The 22,391-nt window shown below is 51.1% G+C and carries 27 protein-coding genes and 1 other annotated feature; of the genes, 18 read left to right on the top strand and 9 right to left on the bottom strand.

Translation table 11 applies throughout. The features are described 5' to 3' along the window. Nucleotides 1-277: 277 nt before the first annotated feature. Together AC0LWE_RS04430 and AC0LWE_RS04425 are read left to right on the top strand one after the other, a co-directional pair. Complete coding sequence (locus AC0LWE_RS04430) at nucleotides 278-1,036, top strand: DUF481 domain-containing protein (protein ID WP_059178200.1); 759 nt, start codon at nucleotides 278-280, stop codon at nucleotides 1,034-1,036. A gap of 262 nt (nucleotides 1,037-1,298) precedes the next feature. Further along, nucleotides 1,299-1,532, top strand: a complete 234-nt coding sequence (locus tag AC0LWE_RS04425) for a YdgH/BhsA/McbA family protein (RefSeq protein WP_131489495.1) — start codon at nucleotides 1,299-1,301, stop codon at nucleotides 1,530-1,532. A gap of 210 nt (nucleotides 1,533-1,742) precedes the next feature. Here AC0LWE_RS04425 and yniD read toward each other — a convergent pair whose 3' ends face one another. Both yniD and yncL read right to left on the bottom strand, forming a co-directional pair. Continuing rightward, entirely contained in the window at nucleotides 1,743-1,850 is a 108-nt protein-coding gene (gene yniD, locus AC0LWE_RS04420; protein WP_096759519.1) for a small membrane protein YniD, read from the bottom strand. A gap of 66 nt (nucleotides 1,851-1,916) precedes the next feature. After that, complete coding sequence (yncL, locus tag AC0LWE_RS04415; RefSeq protein ID WP_131489496.1) at nucleotides 1,917-2,009, bottom strand: stress response membrane protein YncL; 93 nt, start codon at nucleotides 2,007-2,009, stop codon at nucleotides 1,917-1,919. A 326-nt stretch (nucleotides 2,010-2,335) separates the two neighbouring features. On the opposite strand from yncL, the gene thrS reads away from it, so the two are divergent. From thrS to AC0LWE_RS04360, 11 genes are all read left to right on the top strand, one after another. Further along, the gene (gene thrS / locus AC0LWE_RS04410; RefSeq protein WP_219346696.1) at nucleotides 2,336-4,264 is read left to right on the top strand and encodes a threonine--tRNA ligase; all 1,929 of its coding nucleotides are present in this window, start codon (nucleotides 2,336-2,338) and stop codon (nucleotides 4,262-4,264) included. A 3-nt stretch (nucleotides 4,265-4,267) separates the two neighbouring features. Then, on the top strand, nucleotides 4,268-4,810 hold the full coding sequence (gene infC / locus AC0LWE_RS04405) for a translation initiation factor IF-3 (protein WP_071818735.1): 543 nt from the start codon (nucleotides 4,268-4,270) through the stop codon (nucleotides 4,808-4,810). A gap of 96 nt (nucleotides 4,811-4,906) precedes the next feature. Further along, entirely contained in the window at nucleotides 4,907-5,104 is a 198-nt protein-coding gene (rpmI, locus tag AC0LWE_RS04400; protein ID WP_012017121.1) for a 50S ribosomal protein L35, read from the top strand. Nucleotides 5,105-5,156: 52 nt separating this feature from the next. Beyond that, nucleotides 5,157-5,513, top strand: coding sequence for a 50S ribosomal protein L20 (gene rplT / locus AC0LWE_RS04395; RefSeq protein ID WP_012017122.1), 357 nt, complete (start codon nucleotides 5,157-5,159; stop codon nucleotides 5,511-5,513). Nucleotides 5,514-5,631: 118 nt separating this feature from the next. Continuing rightward, nucleotides 5,632-5,755, top strand: a sequence feature (Phe leader region). Beyond that, nucleotides 5,637-5,681, top strand: a complete 45-nt coding sequence (gene pheM / locus AC0LWE_RS04390; protein ID WP_001386830.1) for a pheST operon leader peptide PheM — start codon at nucleotides 5,637-5,639, stop codon at nucleotides 5,679-5,681. (Overlaps the previous feature by 45 nt.) 40 nt (nucleotides 5,756-5,795) lie before the next feature. Then, nucleotides 5,796-6,779, top strand: a complete 984-nt coding sequence (pheS, locus tag AC0LWE_RS04385) for a phenylalanine--tRNA ligase subunit alpha (protein WP_012017123.1) — start codon at nucleotides 5,796-5,798, stop codon at nucleotides 6,777-6,779. 15 nt (nucleotides 6,780-6,794) lie between these two features. Beyond that, the gene (pheT, locus tag AC0LWE_RS04380) at nucleotides 6,795-9,182 is read left to right on the top strand and encodes a phenylalanine--tRNA ligase subunit beta (RefSeq protein ID WP_219346695.1); all 2,388 of its coding nucleotides are present in this window, start codon (nucleotides 6,795-6,797) and stop codon (nucleotides 9,180-9,182) included. Between the two features lie 4 nt (nucleotides 9,183-9,186). Beyond that, nucleotides 9,187-9,486 (top strand): integration host factor subunit alpha, encoded by a 300-nt coding sequence (ihfA, locus tag AC0LWE_RS04375; protein ID WP_003857805.1) that lies wholly within the window; start codon nucleotides 9,187-9,189, stop codon nucleotides 9,484-9,486. Between the two features lie 99 nt (nucleotides 9,487-9,585). Then, nucleotides 9,586-10,566 carry a vitamin B12 ABC transporter permease BtuC gene (gene btuC / locus AC0LWE_RS04370; protein ID WP_219347701.1) on the top strand — a complete coding sequence of 327 codons (981 nt, stop codon included), beginning with the start codon at nucleotides 9,586-9,588 and terminating at the stop codon, nucleotides 10,564-10,566. Between the two features lie 301 nt (nucleotides 10,567-10,867). Next, nucleotides 10,868-11,407 (top strand): cysteine hydrolase family protein, encoded by a 540-nt coding sequence (locus tag AC0LWE_RS04365; protein ID WP_219346694.1) that lies wholly within the window; start codon nucleotides 10,868-10,870, stop codon nucleotides 11,405-11,407. 349 nt (nucleotides 11,408-11,756) lie between these two features. Next, the gene (locus AC0LWE_RS04360) at nucleotides 11,757-12,794 is read left to right on the top strand and encodes a helix-turn-helix domain-containing protein (protein ID WP_219346693.1); all 1,038 of its coding nucleotides are present in this window, start codon (nucleotides 11,757-11,759) and stop codon (nucleotides 12,792-12,794) included. Here the strand turns inward: AC0LWE_RS04360 and AC0LWE_RS04355 are convergent. Together AC0LWE_RS04355 and arsH are read right to left on the bottom strand one after the other, a co-directional pair. Beyond that, on the bottom strand, nucleotides 12,736-13,791 hold the full coding sequence (locus AC0LWE_RS04355) for an alpha/beta hydrolase family protein (protein ID WP_219346692.1): 1,056 nt from the start codon (nucleotides 13,789-13,791) through the stop codon (nucleotides 12,736-12,738). The two genes, AC0LWE_RS04360 and AC0LWE_RS04355, sit on opposite strands and share 59 nt — an antisense overlap. 374 nt (nucleotides 13,792-14,165) lie before the next feature. Further along, nucleotides 14,166-14,864, bottom strand: coding sequence for an arsenical resistance protein ArsH (gene arsH / locus AC0LWE_RS04350; protein ID WP_131489501.1), 699 nt, complete (start codon nucleotides 14,862-14,864; stop codon nucleotides 14,166-14,168). 86 nt (nucleotides 14,865-14,950) lie between these two features. Here arsH and AC0LWE_RS04345 point away from each other — a divergent pair, with 86 nt between their 5' ends. Genes AC0LWE_RS04345 through arsC form a run of 3 tightly spaced genes read left to right on the top strand, consistent with a single transcriptional unit; the run spans nucleotide 14,951 to nucleotide 17,043 of the window. Beyond that, nucleotides 14,951-15,271, top strand: coding sequence for a transcriptional regulator (locus AC0LWE_RS04345; RefSeq protein ID WP_219346691.1), 321 nt, complete (start codon nucleotides 14,951-14,953; stop codon nucleotides 15,269-15,271). A 44-nt stretch (nucleotides 15,272-15,315) separates the two neighbouring features. Then, a complete protein-coding gene (locus AC0LWE_RS04340) occupies nucleotides 15,316-16,605 on the top strand; it encodes an arsenic transporter (RefSeq protein WP_202712923.1) in 1,290 nt (429 codons plus the stop codon). Nucleotides 16,606-16,617: 12 nt separating this feature from the next. After that, on the top strand, nucleotides 16,618-17,043 hold the full coding sequence (gene arsC, locus AC0LWE_RS04335) for a glutaredoxin-dependent arsenate reductase (protein ID WP_059178188.1): 426 nt from the start codon (nucleotides 16,618-16,620) through the stop codon (nucleotides 17,041-17,043). 216 nt (nucleotides 17,044-17,259) lie between these two features. On the opposite strand, the gene AC0LWE_RS04330 is transcribed toward arsC, so the two are convergent. The 5 genes from AC0LWE_RS04330 to AC0LWE_RS04310 form a co-directional block, all read right to left on the bottom strand. Then, a complete protein-coding gene (locus tag AC0LWE_RS04330) occupies nucleotides 17,260-18,357 on the bottom strand; it encodes a flavin monoamine oxidase family protein (RefSeq protein ID WP_474264858.1) in 1,098 nt (365 codons plus the stop codon). After that, nucleotides 18,354-19,034 (bottom strand): cupin domain-containing protein, encoded by a 681-nt coding sequence (locus tag AC0LWE_RS04325; protein ID WP_219346690.1) that lies wholly within the window; start codon nucleotides 19,032-19,034, stop codon nucleotides 18,354-18,356. Before AC0LWE_RS04325 ends, AC0LWE_RS04330 begins: the two co-directional genes overlap by 4 nt. A 39-nt stretch (nucleotides 19,035-19,073) precedes the next feature. Continuing rightward, nucleotides 19,074-19,418, bottom strand: a complete 345-nt coding sequence (locus AC0LWE_RS04320; RefSeq protein WP_059178185.1) for a carboxymuconolactone decarboxylase family protein — start codon at nucleotides 19,416-19,418, stop codon at nucleotides 19,074-19,076. A 36-nt stretch (nucleotides 19,419-19,454) separates the two neighbouring features. Continuing rightward, the gene (locus AC0LWE_RS04315) at nucleotides 19,455-19,736 is read right to left on the bottom strand and encodes a hypothetical protein (protein ID WP_202666930.1); all 282 of its coding nucleotides are present in this window, start codon (nucleotides 19,734-19,736) and stop codon (nucleotides 19,455-19,457) included. A gap of 216 nt (nucleotides 19,737-19,952) precedes the next feature. Beyond that, nucleotides 19,953-20,867: a LysR substrate-binding domain-containing protein gene (locus AC0LWE_RS04310; protein WP_202665899.1), complete on the bottom strand. Its 915-nt coding sequence runs from the start codon at nucleotides 20,865-20,867 to the stop codon at nucleotides 19,953-19,955. A gap of 176 nt (nucleotides 20,868-21,043) precedes the next feature. On the opposite strand from AC0LWE_RS04310, the gene AC0LWE_RS04305 reads away from it, so the two are divergent. Both AC0LWE_RS04305 and AC0LWE_RS04300 read left to right on the top strand, forming a co-directional pair. Then, nucleotides 21,044-21,820: an SDR family NAD(P)-dependent oxidoreductase gene (locus AC0LWE_RS04305; RefSeq protein WP_202693589.1), complete on the top strand. Its 777-nt coding sequence runs from the start codon at nucleotides 21,044-21,046 to the stop codon at nucleotides 21,818-21,820. 45 nt (nucleotides 21,821-21,865) lie between these two features. Then, the gene (locus AC0LWE_RS04300) at nucleotides 21,866-22,348 is read left to right on the top strand and encodes an OsmC family protein (protein ID WP_219346689.1); all 483 of its coding nucleotides are present in this window, start codon (nucleotides 21,866-21,868) and stop codon (nucleotides 22,346-22,348) included. The last annotated feature ends 43 nt before the right edge of the window (nucleotides 22,349-22,391 follow it).

Genomic DNA, 22,391 nt, shown 5'->3' with positions numbered 1-22,391 from the left:
AATGGCTTCTTTAAGCCTGGCACTCATTATGCAGAAAAGAAAGTAAATAACAGTATGATTTTTAATATAAATGTTTAAAGCGATAGCGTCTTTTTATTATGTAATAAAAGTCGGTTTAAGATCGTTCTTATTCAAAAAATGAAATAAGAAATCATTGCTATGTTATATGAGCCTTTTTATAATTTGTTACCTTTCTACGGATGCCTTCTCATTGATCCTCAAGAAAGTTTCCGAGACCGTGATGGTCTCTTTTTTTGTTGTACGGACTCCCTTAAAAATGAAGCTTTTGAAGACAGTACCCGCTGCAATGATGCTGGCGGGAGGCGTGTTTGCCTCAATGTATGCAGCCGCTGATGATACCGTTTTTACTGTCATGGATGACCCCTCCACTGCGCAGAAACCGTTTGAAGGCAACCTTAACGCTGGTTATCTGGCGCAATCGGGTAACACTAAAAGCTCTTCCCTGACGGCTGATACCACCATGACCTGGTACGGAAATAGCACAGCCTGGTCACTGTGGGGTAATGCGAGTAATACCTCCTCTAACGACGAGCGCTCTTCTGAGAAGTATGCGGTTGGCGGCCGTAGCCGTTACAACATGACCGATACGGATTATCTCTTCGGACAGGCAAGCTGGTTAACAGACCGCTACAACGGCTACCGTCAGCGTGATGTGTTCACTGCGGGTTATGGTCGTCAGTTCCTGAACGGGCCAGTACACAGTTTCCGTTTTGAATTCGGTCCTGGTGTGCGTTATGACGAATACACAGATGGCGATACCAAAACGCAACCGTTGGGTTACGCGTCTGGCACCTATGCCTGGCAGTTCACTGATAACGCCAAATTCACTCAGGGTGTCTCCGTATTTGGTGCTGATGATACGACACTGAACTCAGAGACTGCGCTGAATGTGGCGATTAACGAACACTTTGGTTTGAAAGTCGCTTATAACGTCACCTGGAACTCTGAACCACCGGCTTCTGCTCCGGAACATACAGATCGTAGAACCACGATTTCCTTAGGTTACAAAATGTAATTCTCTCGGGCCGAAATATTTTCGGCCCATTTTTATTTTAACAAAGCGTGCTATTAAAACGTAAACAGCGTTTTAAATAATCTATTTATTCGCTATCTCCATAATTTCTTCATAATTGTCTCTCTTGATAAGTCTTCAGTTTATTTGACACTTTTTGATAAATAAATTGACTATGCAAAAGTGTGATCCAGATCTACACTAACAACATAGGCATTTATTTGTCTCAAGTTATTCTGCATTAATTAAGAAAGAGAAAAACATTATGAATAAATTCAAAACCGCTGCAGCAGCAATGGTGCTTTCAACACTTTCATTTGGTGTATTTGCCGCTGATTCAGCTACACAGTCTGCCAGTGACGCCTCAACTCAAATCGGTATTACTCGCGCTTCTGATGTCGAAGCGGGCTCAAACATTGCGCCGGGCTCACAATCCACCGGACAGTCAATGAATGACGCATTTGATGTACATAAACTTGTGGCGGGTGAGTGGTCTTGATCTTAACGGGTCATTACTTTGCATGACATTATTGGCATCATCCCACCCTGTAAAAACCGGATTCTGACGTACCGGTTTTTAACATGGGATAAGGCGTAAATTTATTTAAAGATTTACGAATTAATGTTTTATCTTTGTAAGCGTATAATCACCCATTCGTATTAGGCGGGATACATTATGTATTAACATACGTAATGTTGAGTCGTTTCTTTAGCCCCACAACATTGCCGCCCAACGTAATAATAACATCGCTGCGCAGATAGCGATTAATACCACCACCATTTTCCAGTGTTTTTTCGCAAAGCGTTTTGATGGCATGGTCCTTCCTTGTGTTTAGCTTACATCTCTTTATCAATATACAGGATGTATAGCCTACCCGCAGAGTCAAAACCAGTTAAACTTGCTCGCAAGCAGCATGACCAGTCCCGCGGCAGAGAGAATATTCAATATGACAACCGTTCTGCTGGAAACATTCATAGTATGCCCTCCCTTCGTTGTAAGGCCTTGTAAAAGCGTAGCCCAGCAAATGTAGATCGCGAGCGCCGCAACGCAAAACTTACTCAACTCATACGCAAGTTGTAGATGCAGTAATCTCGGTGCAGGGAGTGCATTCCCCCTTTTGTTAGTGTTACCATCTGGGAACAGATCGTAAATCAGAGTTTGTCTGATTACGGTTATGTGTCGGATGGCGAGCCAATTTGACGATTGTTGGTCAGATGGTGTCGTAATCCATTGTCAAAACACGATTATTTTCTTTGTATATGCTCTTATGTGTGGGGCATCACTGCAAATAAGGATATAAAATGCCTGTAATTACTCTTCCTGATGGCAGTCAACGCCATTTTGACCGTGCCGTAAGCCCGATGGATGTTGCCCTGGACATTGGTCCTGGCCTGGCTAAAGCCACCATCGCTGGCCGTGTAAACGGTGAGTTGGTTGATGCTTCCGATCTGATTGAAAACGACGCACAGCTTTCCATCATTACCGCCAAGGATGCCGAAGGTCTTGAGATCATTCGTCACTCCTGCGCGCACCTGTTGGGCCATGCTATTAAGCAGCTGTGGCCGAATACCAAAATGGCGATTGGCCCGGTTATTGATAACGGCTTCTACTATGACGTTGATCTTGACCATACGCTGACTCAGGAAGACATCGACGCGCTAGAAAAACGTATGCACGAGCTCGCCGAAACTAACTACGAAGTCATCAAGAAGAATGTCAGCTGGCACGAAGCGCGTGAAACCTTCGTGAAGCGTGGCGAAAACTACAAAGTTTCTATTCTTGATGAGAACATTTCGCATGATGACAAGCCCGGCTTGTATCATCACGAAGAATATGTCGACATGTGTCGTGGACCGCACGTGCCGAACATGCGTTTCTGTCACCACTTCAAATTGATGAAGATTGCCGGTGCGTACTGGCGTGGCGACAGCAACAATAAGATGTTGCAGCGTATTTATGGTACCGCTTGGGCAGACAAAAAAGCCCTGAATGCTTATCTGGTTCGTCTGGAAGAAGCAGCGAAGCGTGACCACCGTAAAATCGGTAAACAACTCGACCTGTATCATATGCAGGAAGAGGCGCCGGGTATGGTCTTCTGGCATAACGATGGCTGGACTATCTTCCGTGAACTGGAAACTTTCGTACGCTCTAAGTTGAAAGAATATCAGTATCAGGAAGTGAAAGGCCCGTTCATGATGGACCGTGTGCTGTGGGAAAAAACCGGCCACTGGGACAACTATAAAGATGCGATGTTCACGACGTCTTCAGAGAACCGTGAATACTGCATCAAGCCGATGAACTGTCCTGGCCACGTTCAGATCTTTAATCAGGGTCTGAAATCTTATCGCGATCTGCCGCTGCGTATGGCGGAGTTCGGTAGCTGTCATCGTAATGAACCATCAGGTGCATTGCATGGTCTGATGCGTGTACGCGGCTTTACTCAGGATGACGCGCATATCTTCTGTACTGAAGGTCAGGTGCGAGAGGAAGTTAACGCCTGTATTCGTATGGTCTACGATATGTATAGCACTTTTGGCTTCGAGAAAATCGTTGTCAAACTCTCAACTCGTCCGGAAAAACGTATCGGCAGTGACGAGACCTGGGATCGTGCTGAGGCGGATCTGGCAGTTGCGCTTGAAGAAAATAACATTCCATTTGAGTATCAACTGGGTGAAGGCGCATTCTACGGTCCGAAAATCGAATTTACACTGTATGACTGTCTCGACCGCGCCTGGCAGTGCGGTACGGTGCAGCTGGACTTCTCTCTGCCGCAGCGTTTAAGCGCCTCTTATGTTGGCGAAGACAACGAGCGTCAGATTCCGGTTATGATTCACCGTGCGATTCTGGGTTCTATTGAACGCTTTATCGGTATTCTTACCGAAGAATTCGCGGGCTTCTTCCCAACCTGGCTTGCGCCAGTGCAGGTCGTGGTGATGAATATTACCGATTCTCAGGCTGATTACGTTAAAGAATTGACGCAGAAACTACAAAATGCGGGCATTCGCGTAAAAGCGGACTTGAGAAATGAGAAGATTGGCTTTAAAATCCGTGAGCACACATTACGTCGTGTCCCTTACATGTTGGTCTGCGGTGATAAAGAGGTGGAATCAGGCAAAGTTGCCGTTCGCACCCGCCGTGGTAAAGACTTGGGCAGCCTGGACGTAAATGAAGTGATTGAGAAGCTGCGACTAGAGATTCGCAGCCGCAGTCTTCAACAACTGGAGGTATAAGGTATTAAAGGCGGAAAACGAGTTCAAACGGCGCGCCCGAATCGTATTAATAGCGAAATTCGCGCGCAAGAAGTTCGCTTAACAGGTCTGGAAGGCGAGCAGCTTGGTATTGTGAGTCTGAGAGAAGCTCTGGAAAAAGCAGAAGAGTCCGGAGTAGACTTAGTCGAAATCAGCCCTAACGCCGAGCCGCCAGTTTGTCGTATCATGGATTACGGCAAGTTCCTCTATGAAAAGAGCAAGTCTTCTAAGGAACAGAAGAAAAAGCAAAAAGTTATTCAGGTTAAGGAAATTAAATTCCGACCTGGCACAGACGATGGCGATTACCAGGTAAAACTCCGCAGCCTGGTACGCTTTCTGGAAGAGGGTGATAAAGCTAAGATCACGCTGCGTTTCCGCGGTCGTGAGATGGCTCATCAGCAGATCGGTATGGAAGTGCTTAATCGCGTCCGTGACGATCTGAGTGAACTGGCAGTGGTCGAATCCTTCCCATCGAAGATCGAAGGCCGCCAGATGATCATGGTGCTCGCTCCTAAGAAGAAACAGTAAGGCCTTCAAGTAGCAAGATCTGTGGAGCCTACGGGCTTCGCAGATTTTGTTCGCCTATGTTTCGTTTATTAACAATGCGAAGTGGAAGTTATTAAAATGCCAAAAATTAAGACCGTACGCGGTGCTGCTAAGCGTTTTAAAAAAACCGGTAAAGGTGGATTTAAACACAAGCGTGCTAACCTGCGTCACATTCTGACTAAAAAAGCTACCAAGCGTAAACGTCACCTGCGTCCAAAAGCCATGGTTTCTAAAGGCGATTTGGGTCTGGTTATCGCGTGCCTGCCGTACGCATAAGTCGTTAACGTTTTTTTAACTTTTTAATTAGAATAGATACAGGAGAGCACATATGGCTCGCGTAAAACGTGGTGTAGTTGCCCGTGCACGTCACAAGAAAATTTTGAAACAAGCCAAAGGCTACTACGGTGCGCGTTCACGCGTATACCGCGTTGCCTTCCAGGCTGTTATCAAAGCTGGTCAGTATGCTTACCGTGACCGTCGTCAACGTAAGCGTCAGTTCCGTCAACTGTGGATTGCGCGTATCAACGCAGCAGCACGTCAGAACGGTATTTCTTACAGCAAATTCATCAACGGCCTGAAAAAAGCCTCTGTTGAAATCGACCGTAAGATTCTGGCTGACATCGCAGTATTCGACAAATTAGCGTTCACCGCTCTGGTCGAAAAAGCGAAAGCAGCACTGGCATAAGCCAGTTGAAAGAGGGGGCTTTGCTCCCTCTTTTGTTTCACAAGGCTATCAAATAATTGACAATTCTCCGTCTAGCCTTTTCAATAAGGCCTTACGGCATGTACCACACAAGGTAACGCAAGCATGAATGCTGCTATTTTCCGCTTCTTCTTTTACTTTAGCACCTGAGTTCAGGAGGCTTGCGCGTGAAAGATGAAACGAAAAACAGCGCCGGAAAGCCTCCTGATGGAGGCTTTTTTTGTTTCTATCGCTGATGAATATCGCCACATAACGAGGAAAAACATGTCACATCTCGCAGAGCTGGTTGCCAATGCAACGGCCGCCATTAATCAAGCCTCAGATGTTGCCGCACTAGACAATGTCCGCGTCGAATATCTGGGTAAAAAAGGGCATTTGACCCTTCAAATGACCACCCTGCGGGAGCTGCCGCCTGAAGAGCGCCCGGCTGCAGGTGCAGTCATCAACGAAGCGAAAGAACAGGTTCAGCAAGCGTTAAACGCGCGTAAATCTGACCTGGAAAGCGCCGCATTGAACGCGCGCCTGGCTGAAGAAACGATTGATGTTTCCTTGCCTGGACGTCGTATCGAGAACGGCGGTCTACATCCGGTGACTCGCACCATCGATCGCATTGAAAGTTTCTTCGGTGAGCTCGGCTTTACCGTGGCGACTGGCCCGGAAATCGAAGATGACTACCATAACTTCGATGCCCTCAATATTCCTGGCCATCATCCGGCACGCGCTGACCACGACACGTTCTGGTTTGATGCCACGCGTTTGCTGCGTACCCAGACCTCTGGCGTGCAGATCCGTACCATGAAGGAACAAGCGCCGCCGATCCGCATCATCGCGCCGGGTCGCGTGTACCGTAACGATTACGATCAGACCCACACGCCAATGTTCCATCAAATGGAAGGGCTGATCGTTGATAAAAACATCAGCTTTACCAATCTGAAAGGCACGCTTCATGACTTCCTGAACAACTTCTTTGAGGAAGATTTGCAGGTTCGTTTCCGTCCGTCCTATTTCCCGTTCACTGAACCGTCTGCGGAAGTTGACGTGATGGGTAAAAATGGCAAATGGCTCGAAGTTCTGGGCTGCGGCATGGTTCATCCGAACGTACTGCGCAACGTGGGTATTGATCCGGAAATTTATTCCGGCTTTGCCTTCGGTATGGGCATGGAGCGCCTGACGATGCTGCGTTATGGCGTAACCGATTTGCGCGCATTCTTCGAAAACGATCTGCGTTTCCTCAAACAGTTTAAATAAGGGCAGGACAGAACAATGAAATTCAGTGAACTGTGGTTACGCGAATGGGTAAACACGACGCTCGACAGTGAAGCACTTTCTAACCAGATCACTATGGCCGGTCTGGAAGTCGACGGCGTCGAACCCGTTTCCGGCGCATTTAACGGCGTGGTTGTGGGTGAAGTGGTCGAGTGCGGCCAGCACCCGAATGCTGACAAGCTGCGCGTCACAAAGGTTAACGTCGGTGGCGAACGCCTGTTGGATATCGTCTGCGGCGCGCCAAACTGCCGTCAAGGGCTGAAAGTGGCCGTAGCCACTGTGGGCGCGGTTCTGCCGGGCGATTTCAAAATCAAAGCCGCCAAACTGCGTGGCGAGCCATCAGAGGGGATGCTGTGCTCCTTCTCTGAACTCGGGATTTCCGACGACCATAACGGCATCATCGAACTTCCTGTCGATGCATCGATTGGCACCGATATTCGCGAGTACCTCAAGCTTGATGACAACACGATTGAAATCAGCGTCACCCCGAACCGTGCCGACTGCTTAGGTATTATCGGCGTGGCCCGCGATGTGGCCGTGATAAATCAAACCGAGCTGAACACGCCAGATATTGCGCCTGTAGCGGCAACCATTGCCGACACGCTGCCGATTCAGGTTGAGGCCGCTGATGCGTGTCCGCGTTACCTGGGCCGCGTAGTGAAAGGCATCAACGTTAAAGCGCCTACGCCGCTGTGGATGAAAGAGAAGCTGCGTCGCTGTGGCATCCGTTCAATCGACGCTGTTGTTGACGTCACCAACTTCGTGCTGCTCGAACTGGGCCAGCCGATGCATGCTTTCGATAAAGATCGTATCGAAGGTGGCATCGTGGTGCGTATGGCGAAAGAGGGTGAAACCCTGGTTCTGCTCGACGGTAGCGAAGCGAAGCTCAGTGCAGACACTCTGGTTATTGCCGATCACAACAAAGCGCTGGCAATGGGCGGCATCTTTGGTGGTGAACATTCGGGCGTGAATGACGAAACCCAGAACGTGCTGCTGGAATGCGCATTCTTCAGTCCGCTGTCTATCACCGGTCGCGCGCGTCGTCATGGTTTGCATACCGATGCCTCTCACCGTTATGAACGCGGTGTTGATCCGGCTCTGCAGTACAAAGCGATGGAACGTGCAACGCGTCTGCTGATCGACATCTGTGGCGGTGAAGCAGGTCCGGTCATCGATGTGACCAACGAAGCAATGCTGCCAAAATGCGCAACCATCACGCTGCGTCGCAGTAAGCTGGATCGCCTGATTGGTCATCATATTGCCGATGCGCAGGTCAGCGACATTCTGCGTCGCCTGGGCTGTGATGTCACAGAAGGTCAGGATCAGTGGCAGGCCATTGCGCCGAGCTGGCGTTTCGATATTTCAATCGAAGAAGATCTGGTAGAGGAAGTGGCGCGTGTATACGGCTACAACAATATTCCCGATGAGCCAGTGCAAGCAGGTTTGATCATGGGGACTCACCGAGAAGCCGATCTGTCGTTGAAGCGTGTGAAAACCATGCTTAACGACAAAGGCTATCAGGAAGTGATTACCTATAGCTTCGTTGATCCCAAACTGCAGCAGCTGGTGCATCCGGGTCATGAAGCCCTGATTCTGCCAAATCCGATCTCCAGCGAAATGTCTGCGATGCGACTTTCCCTGTTGACCGGTCTGCTCGGTACTATCGTTTATAATCAGAACCGTCAGCAGAGCCGTGTCCGTATCTTCGAAACCGGTCTGCGTTTTGTTCCTGATACGCAGGCTAATCTCGGGATTCGCCAGGATCTGATGCTGGCAGGTGCTATCTGCGGCAATCGCTACGAAGAGCATTGGGATCTGACGAAAAACAGCGTTGATTTTTACGATGTGAAAGGCGATCTGGAGTCCGTTCTCGATCTGACCGGTAAATTATCTGAAATTGAATTCCGTGCTGAAGCCTGCCAGGGCTTGCATCCGGGCCAAAGTGCTGCCATTTATTTACAAGGTGAACGCATTGGTTTCATTGGTGTTGTTCACCCTGAGCTGGAGCGCAAACTGGATCTGAACGGCCGCACTATGGTGTTCGAGTTAGAGTGGAACAAGGTCGCAGACCGCGTCATTCCTCAGGCTCAGGACGTTTCACGCTTCCCGGCGAACCGTCGTGATATCGCCGTTGTGGTGGCTGAAAACGTGCCCGCAGCAGATATTTTGGCCGAATGTAAGAAAGTTGGCGTAAATCAGGTAGTTGGCGTAAACTTATTTGACGTGTACCGCGGCAAGGGCGTAGCAGAAGGTTTTAAGAGCCTCGCTATTAGCCTTATCCTTCAGGATACCAGCCGTACACTCGAAGAAGAGGAGATTGCCGCTACCGTCGCCAAATGTGTAGAGGCATTAAAAGAGCGATTCCAGGCATCATTGAGGGATTGAACCTATGGCGCTTACAAAAGCTGAAATGTCAGAATATCTGTTTGATAAGCTTGGGCTTAGCAAACGGGATGCCAAAGAACTGGTAGAGCTGTTTTTCGAAGAGATCCGTCGTGCTCTGGAAAACGGTGAGCAGGTTAAACTGTCCGGTTTTGGCAATTTTGATTTGCGAGACAAAAACCAACGTCCGGGCCGTAACCCGAAGACGGGGGAAGATATTCCCATTACAGCCCGCCGCGTGGTGACCTTCAGACCCGGACAGAAGTTAAAAAGCCGTGTCGAAAACGCAACGCCTAAAGCAGAGTAATTGAACTACCTAAAAAGGCCGCTGATGCGGCCTTTTTTCTTTGCTCTCTCGCGTACCCGCCGTAAAATCAATGACATCTCCCACATGAAAACAATACCCATGCATGATTATGCCTCTCGTCAACATCGCTCCGATCTGCGCGGGTTACTCGTGCTCCTGGCATTACTCGTCGTGGCTATGACGGTCAGCCTTTGTGCGGGTGACCAGTGGATTGGGCCAGAAAACTGGATGAGCGAGCAGGGCCAACTTTTTGTCTGGCAAATTCGTTTGCCGCGCACAGTGGCGGTGATACTGGTAGGTGCCGCGCTGGCCTTGTGCGGGACGATGATGCAGGCTTTGTTTGAGAACCCACTGGCAGAGCCGGGATTGCTTGGCGTCTCGAATGGCGCAGGCGTCGGGCTTATCGCGGCAGTGATGTTCGGCGCAGGGGCGCTGTCAGGCTGGATCGTCAGCATCAGCGCTATCGCCGGGGCATTGCTGATCACGGTGATTTTGCTTCGTTTTGCCAGACGAAATCTGTCGACCAGCCGATTGTTACTGGCCGGCGTCGCGCTGGGGATTATTTGTAGCGCCCTGATGACATGGGCGGTGTATTTCTCAACATCGTTTGATCTGCGCCAACTGATGTACTGGATGATGGGAGGGTTTGGTGGCGTAGACTGGCGTCAGGGCTGGTTAATGCTGCTGCTGTTGCCCATTATTGTCTGGGCATCATGTCAGTCAGCGCCATTGAATATGCTGGCCTTAGGCGAAACCTCGGCCCGTCAACTGGGCCTGTCGATCGACTTATGGCGCAAAATACTGGTCATCGCGCTCGGCTGGATGGTCGGCGTAAGCGTTGCCCTGGCCGGGGCGATTGGATTTATCGGCCTTGTCATCCCGCATATGTTGCGCCTCGGCGGAATGACCGACCACCGTACATTATTACCCGCATCCGCTGTTGCCGGTGCCGCGACGCTGCTCATCGCCGACATTATTGCCCGTCTTGCACTGACCGCAGCAGAGTTGCCCATCGGCGTCGTGACGGCGACGCTGGGCGCACCTGTATTTATCTGGCTACTCTTAAAGGCCGGTCGCTAAACCATCGGTGCATTTTCATACCCTATCTTAAGGGTGGGAAGCCAGCAGTCGGCCGTGTACAGCTGTATAATTTAAAAGATTTTTTATCGGGAGGTGTGCTAATTTTGATTCCAGATAAAAACAATCAAGGTCATAAAATGCGTATGTCAGTCCCTGCTACCACGACACGTGCAGCAACCACCGCTTTCTGCGGCGGCGTGAGCGTATCTGTGACCGGCACCTGACAAAACAGCGCTACGCTCCCCGCCAAACCGGACGGGGACCTGTTCTCCGTTCATGATAATTTGAATGGAGAAATTTGATGTCATTACCTGAAAGCGCACTGTTAATCATTGATATGCAGGAAGGTCTTTTCCGCGGCCCGGCCTCTCCACATTCAGCAGAAGCCGTTCTGTCTAATGTTTGCGAGCTGATTGCTAAAGCGAGGCAGGCTCATGTGCCTGTATTTTTTGCCCGCCACACCGGACCTGATGATTCCCCATTCTCCGAGCAAAGTCCGTTAACACAACTCCTGTCTGAACTGAATGTGAACGCTCAGCGGGATATCGTGTTTATTAAAAAGTATCCCAATTGTTTTCGGGATACCGACCTGCGGCATCAACTTATCAAACGCGGTATAACGCAACTGGTTATTGCCGGGATGAAAACAGAGTTTTGTGTGGACTCCACCTGCCGCGCAGCACCGGAACTGGGATTCAGAACCGTACTGATTTCTGATGCGCATACAACGATGGATAACGAGCATTTGTCAGCAAAAGAGATCATAGGTCATCACAATATGACGCTGGCGGGTCCGTTTGTGACGCTGTCAACTGCCGCTGGCTGGCGCTTTGATTCTTAGAAATGAGTTCGAACTGAGCGGCGTACGCATGTCGGCTCATAAAGCCAATTTCCGCTTCTGGCACGGAGCAGACTGCGACAGAATACAGTCTGCTCTGAGTGAGGAGCGGAAGTTCGCAAGGGGTATCATAACGGGGTACGATTCATACCACGATGTATTAATTAACGGGCTCAGGCCGCTGCCCCTTAAGCGCGAGGGGCAGACGATACGGTAAAAAGGGGAGGGGTGAGTCGCGTTGAGATAAATCGTGTCTTAAAGGATTGTTAGACTGTTTTGTTGTGTTTAAGAAGACAGGTTGCCTTCATCTGTGCAACTATTCCTCGTAAATATTTATGAGGGTTCTGCGGTCATGTTTTCTGTTCCCTTTCCTGTTATTACTCTGTTTGCGCTATTGGTTTTAATCGTCATGGCGCTATTCCCCGAAAAAAATCGCCACAGTGGGACGCTGCGTTTTCTTATCGCCTGCACCGTCCTGCTAACGCTAGGTACGCTGCGCTGGGAATACGATTCAGCCATGCTCAGGAATATTCAATCCGTCTTAGCAATACTCCTGCCCCCGCTCGCATGGCACAGTTTTATCACGATGACAGATGCTAATAAGCAGCGTCGCGCATTATTGCTCACTTTCCCCCCCGCCATTGCATTAGTGATCCGGATGTTTTGGCCGGTTGCGACGGATTTCATCCTCTTCATCCTGTTTACAGGATACGGATGTGGCCTCATTCGTCTTGCATGGCAGGGAGAGGGTAACTTCACGCTGAGTCGACTGGCAGAGTCAACACACACTGTAAAAATGGCATTTTTCGCAGGCTGCTTTTTGTGTCTATCTGCACTGACAGATCTTGCGGTTACGCTTGACTTCAGCATCAGCGGTGGAAAACAAGCCCCGGATATGATTGTCATTTTCCAGATGATACTGCTTCCTCTCATCGCCGCGGCCATTGTCAGTGCGGGAAGGACAACGGTATCAGGAAATGATAACCGTGAAGAAACGCCTCCCGAGTGTGTTGTGGTGCCCGCGGGAGAGTTTGAGGGGATTTATCGCAGACTCGAGAATCACGTTCGTGAAACACAAATTTATCTTAATCCCGACCTCACACTGAGTATCCTGGCCCGAAAAACCGGCATTCCAGCTCGGCACCTTTCAGGTGCAGTCAATTCAGTGAGTCAGTGCAATGTATCGCAGTGGATCAATGGCTTCAGAATTGACCGGGCAAAGGAACTGCTGTCAAACACCCCGTTGCCCGTGACGGATATCATGCTGGAGTCTGGATTCACCACCAAATCCAATTTTAACCGTGAGTTTCTGCGAATTTCCGGCGTGTCACCTACCTTGTTCCGGCAGAAGATGCAGGGTAATCAAGCGAAGAATTCAGAAATGCACTGATTTTACGAATCAGGCGTTGATGAATAGCCACTCGCTTTGCTCGGGGGCCATCCTGGCAAACAATATCGTCGCCAGGTGAGTCTTCGTTTAGCAGAATTTCAGCGCCAGGTTTACAAAGCTGCATGAAACTGAAATGTGTCGCGCCTTCAACCCTCTCGTATTGTCTCCAGTCTGGATTCATTTCGGCAGCAATGTATCCAGACTCCTGATCCGCGGGTAATTCTCCCAGTCCGTCCGCCTGTGCCGCTAAAATCAGGACTGGAATATTAATAGCATTCAGACTCTGAGGGGTAAAACCAGGAGCTAATCCTGTATCAAGAGAGACGACAGCCCGGATTCGTGCATCACGGTGATTTGCGGATATTTTTTCCAGGGAAAGCGTGTCATTGATGCCAAGTTTTTCTATTAACCGGCAGTCGCCCCGTCTGGAATGGTTTTGACAATCACGAATGAACAAAGAAGGCTGAAATCGCGCACCCGCTAGCGACATGACTGTCCACCCGCCAAGAGAATGCCCTAAAGCGACAATACGTCCCCTGTCCGTTGCCCCGAACAGAGTAGGGGACGCTATGACGAAATCAATAACCCGAGAAATATCCTGCGGACGTCGCCACAACTTTTTAGCCTCTCTCGGATTCTGATCAAACGTCGTCGTGCCTGGATGATCCGGGGCGGCAACAATATACCCCTCTGCAGCCATCGCCGCAGCAATCCAGGAGAGATTCCGCCAGTTTCCGTGGTATCCGTGTGAAATAACCAGGAGAGGATGAACGCCAGGCAATGGCGGTGCATCGGGGTTCACCGTCACACCAACAAAAGCGGGATTACTGCCTATATCAACTGCTTTTCCCTCAGAAGCCGTTGGATACCACACAGCCACATTGAGATTGTCGCGCGTCGGGTCTGATAACGTTATCTGACGAAAGCCTGGCGATGCCTGCACGTGTATCCCGTAAAGGAACACAGACGATAAACAAAAAACGCGTATGCACATCATAAATAATCCTGAAGAGGTGAATGGTGCAACGTGTATATATCAGGTTTGGTATTCGAGCGTCCTCGAACACGATTGAGGTCGTGAATTTTGTTTTTTCGTCATTATTCGATGAGAACGCGCCGCGTAAAGACAGCGAGTCGCTGATGCATATTCTGGATGAGTAGAATACCGAAAGAGGAAAGGGATGCTGTACTTCGCGGGACAAGACATACAGCAACACTGACAGATGAAGCGTGAAATGCTCCCGCTCGCGGTACCACACTATACGCTGATCTTCTTAGGAGCGATGAGTGCTGCAGGATATCCTGGTCCTCGCTGTGCCAAAAGAGGACCCTGTTAACTGAACTCGGTTTGAAGTTATCAAGAGAGGACCGCTATATTTTTTCCTGATTAACACGGGATGAAAGTTCCTGATGGCTTTCCTTTCTTTCACTGTAGCGATCGGCCAGATAACCGCTTTGTCCCTTAAGCAGTAGCGTGATTTTAAACAGCTCCTCGGCGACATCGACGATACGATCATACCAGGATGAGGGTTTCATTCGTCCATTCTCATCGAATTCCTGCCAGGCTTTGGCCACTGAAGACTGATTAGGTATAGTGAACATCCGCATCCACCTACCCAGAATGCGCATCTGGTTCACGGCATTGAAGGACTGAGAGCCGCCACAGACCTGCATCACCGCAAGGGTTTTGCCCTGCGAAGGACGAACGGCACCTTCGCTTAAGGGTATCCAGTCTATCTGCGCCTTCATCACTGCGCTCATTGCCCCGTGCCGCTCAGGGGAGCTCCACACCATCCCGTCGCACCATCTGACCAGCTCGCGCAGCGCGATGACTTTTGGGTGCGTATCCGGAGCATCATCCGGCAGGGGTAAACCGGAAGGGTTAAAAAATTTCACCTCAGCTCCCATCGCCGTCAGCAGGCGACCTGCTTCTTCTGCTGCAAAACGACTGTAAGAACGCTCTCTTACCGAGCCATATAGAATCAGAATGCGCGGCGGTTCCTGTAAAGGAAGGCGTTCAGCAATTTGCCGATCAAAGCAATCTGTGTTCAGGGCAGGGAACTCTTCCATTTTTCTACTCCGGGCGGTTTTTATGATTTTTAAATTCAATACATATGATATAGCATATGTATATTCTAAAGGGAATGGAGTGATAAATGCTACAGCCTGTTCAGCTTTTTAAAATTCTGTCGGATGAAACCCGCCTCGCCATTATCATGCTTCTCCGTGAGTCCGGCGAACTGTGTGTGTGCGATATCTGCGCGGCCACCTCCGAATCGCAGCCCAAGATTTCTCGCCACATGGCTATCCTGCGCGGGGCTGAACTGGTGCTGGACCGTCGGGAAGGCAAATGGGTCTATTATCGTCTGTCACCCCACATGCCAGCGTGGGCAGCTGAGACGATTACGACGTCATGGCAGTGCCTGCGCGAAGATGTCCGTAAATGGATGGAAAAATCTGCCTGTAGTTCCTGCTGATAGATTTAATCACATACATATAAACATATATATTGGAGTCTGAAATGTTACTGGCAGGGAGTATCTTTTTACTGACGCTGGTTCTGGTCATTTGGCAGCCACGAGGCCTCAGTATTGGCTGGAGTGCAAGTATCGGGGCCTTACTGGCGCTGGGAACCGGGGTCATCCACATGGGTGATATCCCCGTGGTCTGGAATATCGTCTGGAATGCGACAGCGGCATTCATTGCGGTGATCATCATCAGCCTGCTGCTCGATGAGTCCGGTTTCTTTGAATGGGCCGCGCTGCATATCGCCCACTGGGGTAACGGACGTGGACGCCTGCTGTTTACCTGGATAATTCTGCTCGGTGCCGCTGTTGCTGCGCTCTTTGCTAACGACGGTGCAGCGCTGATCCTGACGCCAATTGTGATTGCGATGCTGCTGGCGCTGGGGTTCAGCCAGAGCACGACGCTGGCCTTTGTCATGGCTGCGGGATTCATCGCCGATACCGCCAGTCTGCCGCTCATCGTCTCTAACCTGGTGAATATTGTCTCGGCGGATTTCTTTGGCCTGAGCTTTACGCGGTACGCCTCTGTGATGGTCCCCGTGAATCTGGCAGCCATTGCCGCCACGCTGCTCATGCTGCATCTCTTCTTCCGTCGGGATATTCCGGCGACATATGATGTTTCATTGCTGAAAGTGCCTGCCAGTGCGATTAAAGATCCGGCGACGTTCAGAGCCGGCTGGATTGTTCTGCTGCTCCTGCTGCTCGGGTTCTTTGTTCTGGAGCCGCTGGGGATCCCCGTCAGTGCGATAGCGGCAGCTGGCGCAGCCGTGCTGTTCGTGGTGGCAAAGAGAGGCCATGCCATTAATACCGGGAAAGTGCTGCGCGGTGCACCCTGGCAGATCGTTATTTTCTCGCTGGGGATGTACCTGGTCGTCTACGGCCTGCGCAATGCCGGACTCACTGAGTCTCTTTCTGACGTGCTTAATAGGCTGGCAGAGAGAGGTCTATGGGCTGCCACGTTTGGCACCGGCTTCCTGACGGCGTTTATGTCGTCGGTGATGAACAACATGCCGACGGTGCTGATTGGCGCACTGTCGATTGACGGAAGTGCTGCGACCGGCATCGTCAAAGAGGGGATGATTTATGCCAATGTGATTGGTTGCGATTTAGGCCCAAAAATCACCCCGATTGGCAGTCTGGCCACTCTGCTGTGGCTTCACGTGCTGGCTCAGAAAAACATGACCATCACCTGGGGCTATTACTTCCGCACCGGCATTATCATGACGCTACCCGTGCTGTTTGTCACACTGGCCGCGCTGACGTGGCGGCTCTCTGTCACTTTGTAATGAGATACTGATATGAGCAATATTACTCTCTACCACAACCCGGCCTGCGGCACCTCGCGCAACACGCTGGAGATGATCCGTAACAGCGGTAACGAACCGACCATTATTTACTATCTCGATACGCCACCGACCCGCGACGAGCTGATTAAACTCATCTCAGATATGGGAATGACGGTGCGCGCGTTGTTGCGTAAGAACGTTGAACCTTATGAGCAGTTGGGTCTTGATGAAGATACATTTTCTGATGAACAGTTGATCGATTTTATGCTTAAGCATCCGATCCTGATTAATCGACCGATTGTAGTGACGCCGCTTGGTACGCGTCTTTGTCGCCCCTCAGAAATTGTGCTGAATATTCTACCTGAAGGTCAGAAAGGCACGTTCACCAAAGAGGACGGTGAAAAAGTGATTGATGAAGACGGGAACCGGGTTAAGTAATCTGTCCACTTCGTATCATTATCCGGACGTCTGCGTACCCCATGCAGACGTCCGCTTTTTGCTCACTGCGGACCTTGTCGCGAAAGTATCCACAGGTGCCAGAAACAGACATTTCAGAAGCCAGCTGCTTTTAACAGCTGACGTAGTATCGAACCCGATAGCCATTTTTTTAATAACCCATCTCCGGCTCGAAAGGCTGCAACCATTTTTGCGGGATTATTTCTGATGTAGCCAGCGCTGAACACCCCTTGACGCGGAGTCAATTGCGCCTGCCAGATAACCCGAGAACTGCGGCGACCATTCACTGGCGATGCCCGTCATCTCGCGAGACCATTCACCCCTGGCGAGAAGTTGCTCAGGCATTGCGTGCCCGACGTCCTGAAGGAGATCAGATTCCGTTGCAGTATACGGATCGGCCGCCCAGTCTTTTATATACTCAGCTTCTGGTTCTGCCGCATCCTGTCCAAATAAGCGTACGAGCTGCTCCCGGCAAAGGCCTTTGAGCACCGTTTCGCTGACCGTCCATCTCGATTGTGCCGGTACGCCAATAAAACCGAAAATTGCCGTTTTATCCGAATCTGGCTCGGATACGTCGTGGATCTCAACCATTGGCCCAACGCGGCTTCCTGCATTCCCTGAAAGTTGTCGTGCATGCAGTAAGTCCGTTTTATATACAGCGACATATTTCGCATGGGGGGCCATCCACGTCGGGGTTTTCCGCCAGTTTGAAAGCACCTGTTCCGGCATCGCCGGTCTGAAATCTATTTTAGCTGCCAGGGCAGGAGGCAAAGCGAGGAAGGCATGCTCCACGGAAAACACGGCTTTTTTACTGCCTTCGGACCGGGTATGGACCTGCACTTCCTTGCCGGCCCGGGATAAAGCTATCACCTGATGGCCTGTTTTAATCCTCTCAACCGGGATCTGACTTTTGAGCGCCGCCGTCAGCGCCTGCATTCCTCCCTTCAGCCTGAAAGACGCCGGAGAGCTCTCCCATGCTGGATAGCGTTCGGGGGGCGAATTCAGCTGGCGTTCGTAGAGCATGTCACCCGGGCGGCCATGCGCTATTACCGGAAGATTCAGCCGCTCGATCAGGTGCGCGAAGTCTGGTTGAATATCAGGCCAGAACCACGCGGCCCCCATATCTACATGAATGCCCGCGGAGGTGCCCGCCAATTCCAGGCCTGACAGCACGCGCCCGCCCGTGCTGTCGCGAGCCTCAAGAATCACATAGTCAACACCCGCTTTTTCAAGCAGCGTGGCGGCATAAAGGCCGCTTATGCCCGCACCAATGATAACAACGCGCTGCTTCATCATGTCGCTCCGGTCAGGGGTGTAGGGCTCAGATGTCCCGTTTTCAGATAAAAAAGTGCACCAGAGGCGGTGGCCATAAGAGCAGGCATATCACCCGGCGGAAACCGCAGCCAGCTTCCTGCCTCATAGCAATCTTCCGGCGCCACGAGTTGCCCTTTCAGAAGAAGGAGTTCTGCTCCGCCAACACGTGGCGCACAGAAGACCGGCTCGCCCGGGGCAAGCTTCTGAAGCAGAACGGTTTCTGAAGTACCGGAGAATAAGGGGCAGATTTGTCTGTGCGGCTGCCCGTGCCAGTTGGCTGCCTCCTGCGTGTTTATCCTGACCGGCTGGCGTTCATCGGCAGACATCTGGCGCAGCTTGACGAAAATGGTTGTGCCGTCGCGGCTGGAGGGTTGATGAGAAGAACCGTCCGGACTGCGCAGGTACCAGCCAGCAGGATGATCGACACCGTTTTCGGTAAAAGTCCCGTTGAGCACCAGAATTTCCTCTCCGCCGGGATGGCTGTGTTCGGGAAATTCGGACCCGGGCGCATATCTGACAAGGCTGGTTGCGCGAGCCTGCTCGTGACCAATGCGGTCAAGCATCACGCGCTCAACGCCGGGCTGGGGAGAAGATACCCACTGATAATCATCCGGGGTGACGATCGCACGCTGCGAAAAATCAGAATTCAGTAATGTCATAATCAGTGATTTGACGGCCCACAGGGGCCGTCTGCAGGCCTATTTGTTTGGCAAATTATCGTACACATCCAGAGCACGCGCGGTATACGTCAGCGCTGCGCCGGTGTTCAGGCTAATGGCAACGGCCAGCGCTTCGGCGATCTCTTCACGCGTGGCACCGTGCTTAACCGCAGCGTCTACATGCACGGCCAGGCAGCCGTCGCAGCGGGTGGTTACAGCCACTGCCAGTGCAATCAGCTCATGGGTTTTGGGATCGAGATGCTTGTTTTCTGACGCCCCTTTGTCCATCTGCTGCAAGCCTTTCATAAATTCAGGCTGCAGTTTGGCAAATTTGCCAACAGTGGCGAGCAGACCACTGCGATATTCATTCCAGTTTAAGAACATTGAAAACTCCGGTGAGTGTTTGTCTCAGAAAAGTCATTACATGACGTCAAAAATACGCACGCCAGGCGCGCTGTTTAAATAAGGTTTTAATCCGGCAACAACGTCCTGTGTGAATAGTTGGCTGTTGAGATATGCCTGTGCCTGGGCGACGGTATTAAAACCGTGAAGCACCTGGACGTCTTCGTCACGGATAAGCAGTTCTTTAGAGGTGGCACCCTCGATGGTGGTCAGAAACGGGGTTTTGTATTTCTGGTATACCCCTGCTGCTGCCGTACGGTTTTCATTACTGATATCCAGGGTGATTTGCAGATAAGCCATCTTGCTCTCCTTTTCTCAGGGTTGAGGCAATGCACCCGTTTAAAGATCCGGTGTGTATTACCTTTCGTTGAGGAAGATTATGAAAAAGCCAGAGGGCTTCAACAAATCAGATAATCTTGCGAAGCAGAGTAGAAATTCTATGTCGTGATTTGTCGTGGAATAAGCATTACGCTGCCCGGCGTGATTACCGGGCAGCGTAATGCCTGAGGGGGCAGTTTATGAACGGTCCGAGACGACGTCCTGAAGAAGCCAGTTGTGGAATACCTTTACTTCATCACGCATGACATTCTGCTGTGGAGTGACAAGATAATAGGACCATTTGAGTGGCCAGCGATGGTCGGGATGCAGTTGGACCAGCTGCCCGGTTTCGATAAGCTTCGTCACCAGAGCGTACCGGACAATAGCCACGCCTCTGCCGCTCAGGGCCGACAGGATCACTGCTGAGGTGGAGTTAATATGCAGCCCGCTTTCCAGCGCTTCGGGTGCACCAACCGCCATCAGTACATCATCCCATGACGGAAAATCCGCCCCAGGATGCGGCGTGTCATCGTGAATGAGTTTTTGCGTGGCGAGCCATTCGCTGCAGGCCATTTTCTCTGGTGGCACCAGGCGCGGACTGCAGACCAGCACCGCCTCTTCATCCATCAGCCAGGTTTTATTCACGCCAGGCCAGTCGCCCTGTCCGCAGCGAATACCGATATCCGCCTCGCCGTGCGACACGTCCATCAGCTTTTCCGTGACGTTAAGCCGCAGATCGATATTTTCGTGCGTTTCCGAAAACCGGTTCAGGCGATCCATTAGCCAGTTCATCATCAGTACCTGCGACGCCGTTACGACCACTACCGAGCGCGAACGGCGGCCACGAAGCTTGTTTAATCCGGTTTCAAGTTTGTCGAGCCCCTGCGTGATGTCCTGCAGCGCCTCCTGCGCTTCATCAACCAGCGTCAGCCGCTCTTTTCCTGAGCGGGTACGGTGAAGAAGCGGGTGTCCGACCCAGTCTTCCAGCGAGCGTACCAGCTGGCCTACTGCTGCGGGCGTAACGCCCAGCTCCTGTGCCGCGCCGGTAAAGCTGCCGTGCCTGGCGGTGGCTTCAAAAGCGTGTAGCCATTTAAGTCGGTTTAGCGATCGCATTGTCGTCGTCCTGATCCGTTATTTGTCTCAGTATACGCTAGCGAGAAAGATTTTCTTTCCTGTGTCGCAATTTCTTCTCAGTCGTCAACCAACCTTCAGGGTGGCATTCTGGCTTCACACGATGAGGAGCGCGGCTTTTCATCAATCTCACTCAGATGAATATAAAGAGGGTAGCGATGAACGCATCTTTTGCCGGTAAAAAACTGTTAGTGGTCGGCGGTACAAGCGGTATGGGCTTCGAAACGGCGAAGCTGGTCGTGAAAAACGGCGGCAGCGTTGTGCTTGTTGGTCATCGTCAGGACAAAGCTGAGCAGGCCCGCCAGGCACTGGCTGCAGACGGTCAGGTTTCCGTCATCGTTGCCGACCTGATGAAAGAAGAAGGTATGCAGCACGTGGTGGATATCATTAACGCCGAACACAAAGATATCAGCCTGCTGGTCAATGCGGCTGGCGTATTCTTCCCGAAACCCTTCACCGAACATGAAACGTCAGACTATGACATGTATATGAATATTAACCGCGCCACGTTCTTTATTACCCGTGACGTGGTGCGCAATATGGTCGAGGGCAGTATTAAAGGCTCTATCGTGAATATCGGCTCCATGTGGGCACAACAGGCCATCGGTGCCACACCGTCTTCAGCTTACTCAATGGCTAAAGCCGGTCTGCATGCGCTGACCAAAAACCTGGCCATTGAGCTTGGTGAGAAAGGGATCCGCGTGAATGCGGTTTCTCCGGCCGTCGTTCACACGCCAATTTACGAAGGTTTCATTCCGAAAGACGACGTGAAGGATGTGATGAACAGCTTTGACAGTTTCCATCCGATCGGACGCGTGGGTACCCCGGTCGATATCGCGGAAACCGTTGCTTTCCTGCTTTCTGATAAGACGGGCTGGGTCACCGGCGCTATCTGGGATATCGATGGCGGTGTGATGGCCGGCCGTAACGCCTGATGAGTATGCCGCACGTGCTGGCTCGCGTGCGGTACTGGAGTGATTATGCAAATCCAGACCGCGCATTACGACCTTGTCACTACGTGGCGGGGGAGCATGGCCAGCCGGACGCTCTGCCAGTCCTTTTCCGCAGACAACGCCACACCAGTCATGCAAAGTCATGTTATCGATTCCGATGAACCGGTTTCGCTGGATGGTGAAGGGCTGGCTCCTGACCCCCAGGAGCTGATGCTCGCTGCGTTTAATGCCTGCATGATGGCCGCCTTCATTCAGGAAGCCAGGGCTTGCGGTATCGCGCTCAAACATCTTGAAATACACACTGACGGGCATCTTCCGAAAGGTATACCGGCAACCGGCGACAGACCTGCAAAGGCGGCTTCCGGCAGGCTTCAGTATGTCATTCACGTCAGCGGTGACGGCACAATGCATCAGTTTGAAGGGGTCCATCAGCGGGTGATTAACATCTCCATGAACCGGTGGTTACTGGCCCAGAATATGCTGATCGAAGGTGACTTAACACTGAGCTGACGCGGCTGGACTATTCTGCTCAATAGGAAGAAATGATATTCCC

It is taken from the genome of Lelliottia sp. RD5 (assembly GCF_056032945.1).
The sequence above is the reverse complement of the archived record's forward strand: the minus strand, read 5'-3'. Positions and strand labels throughout refer to the sequence as shown.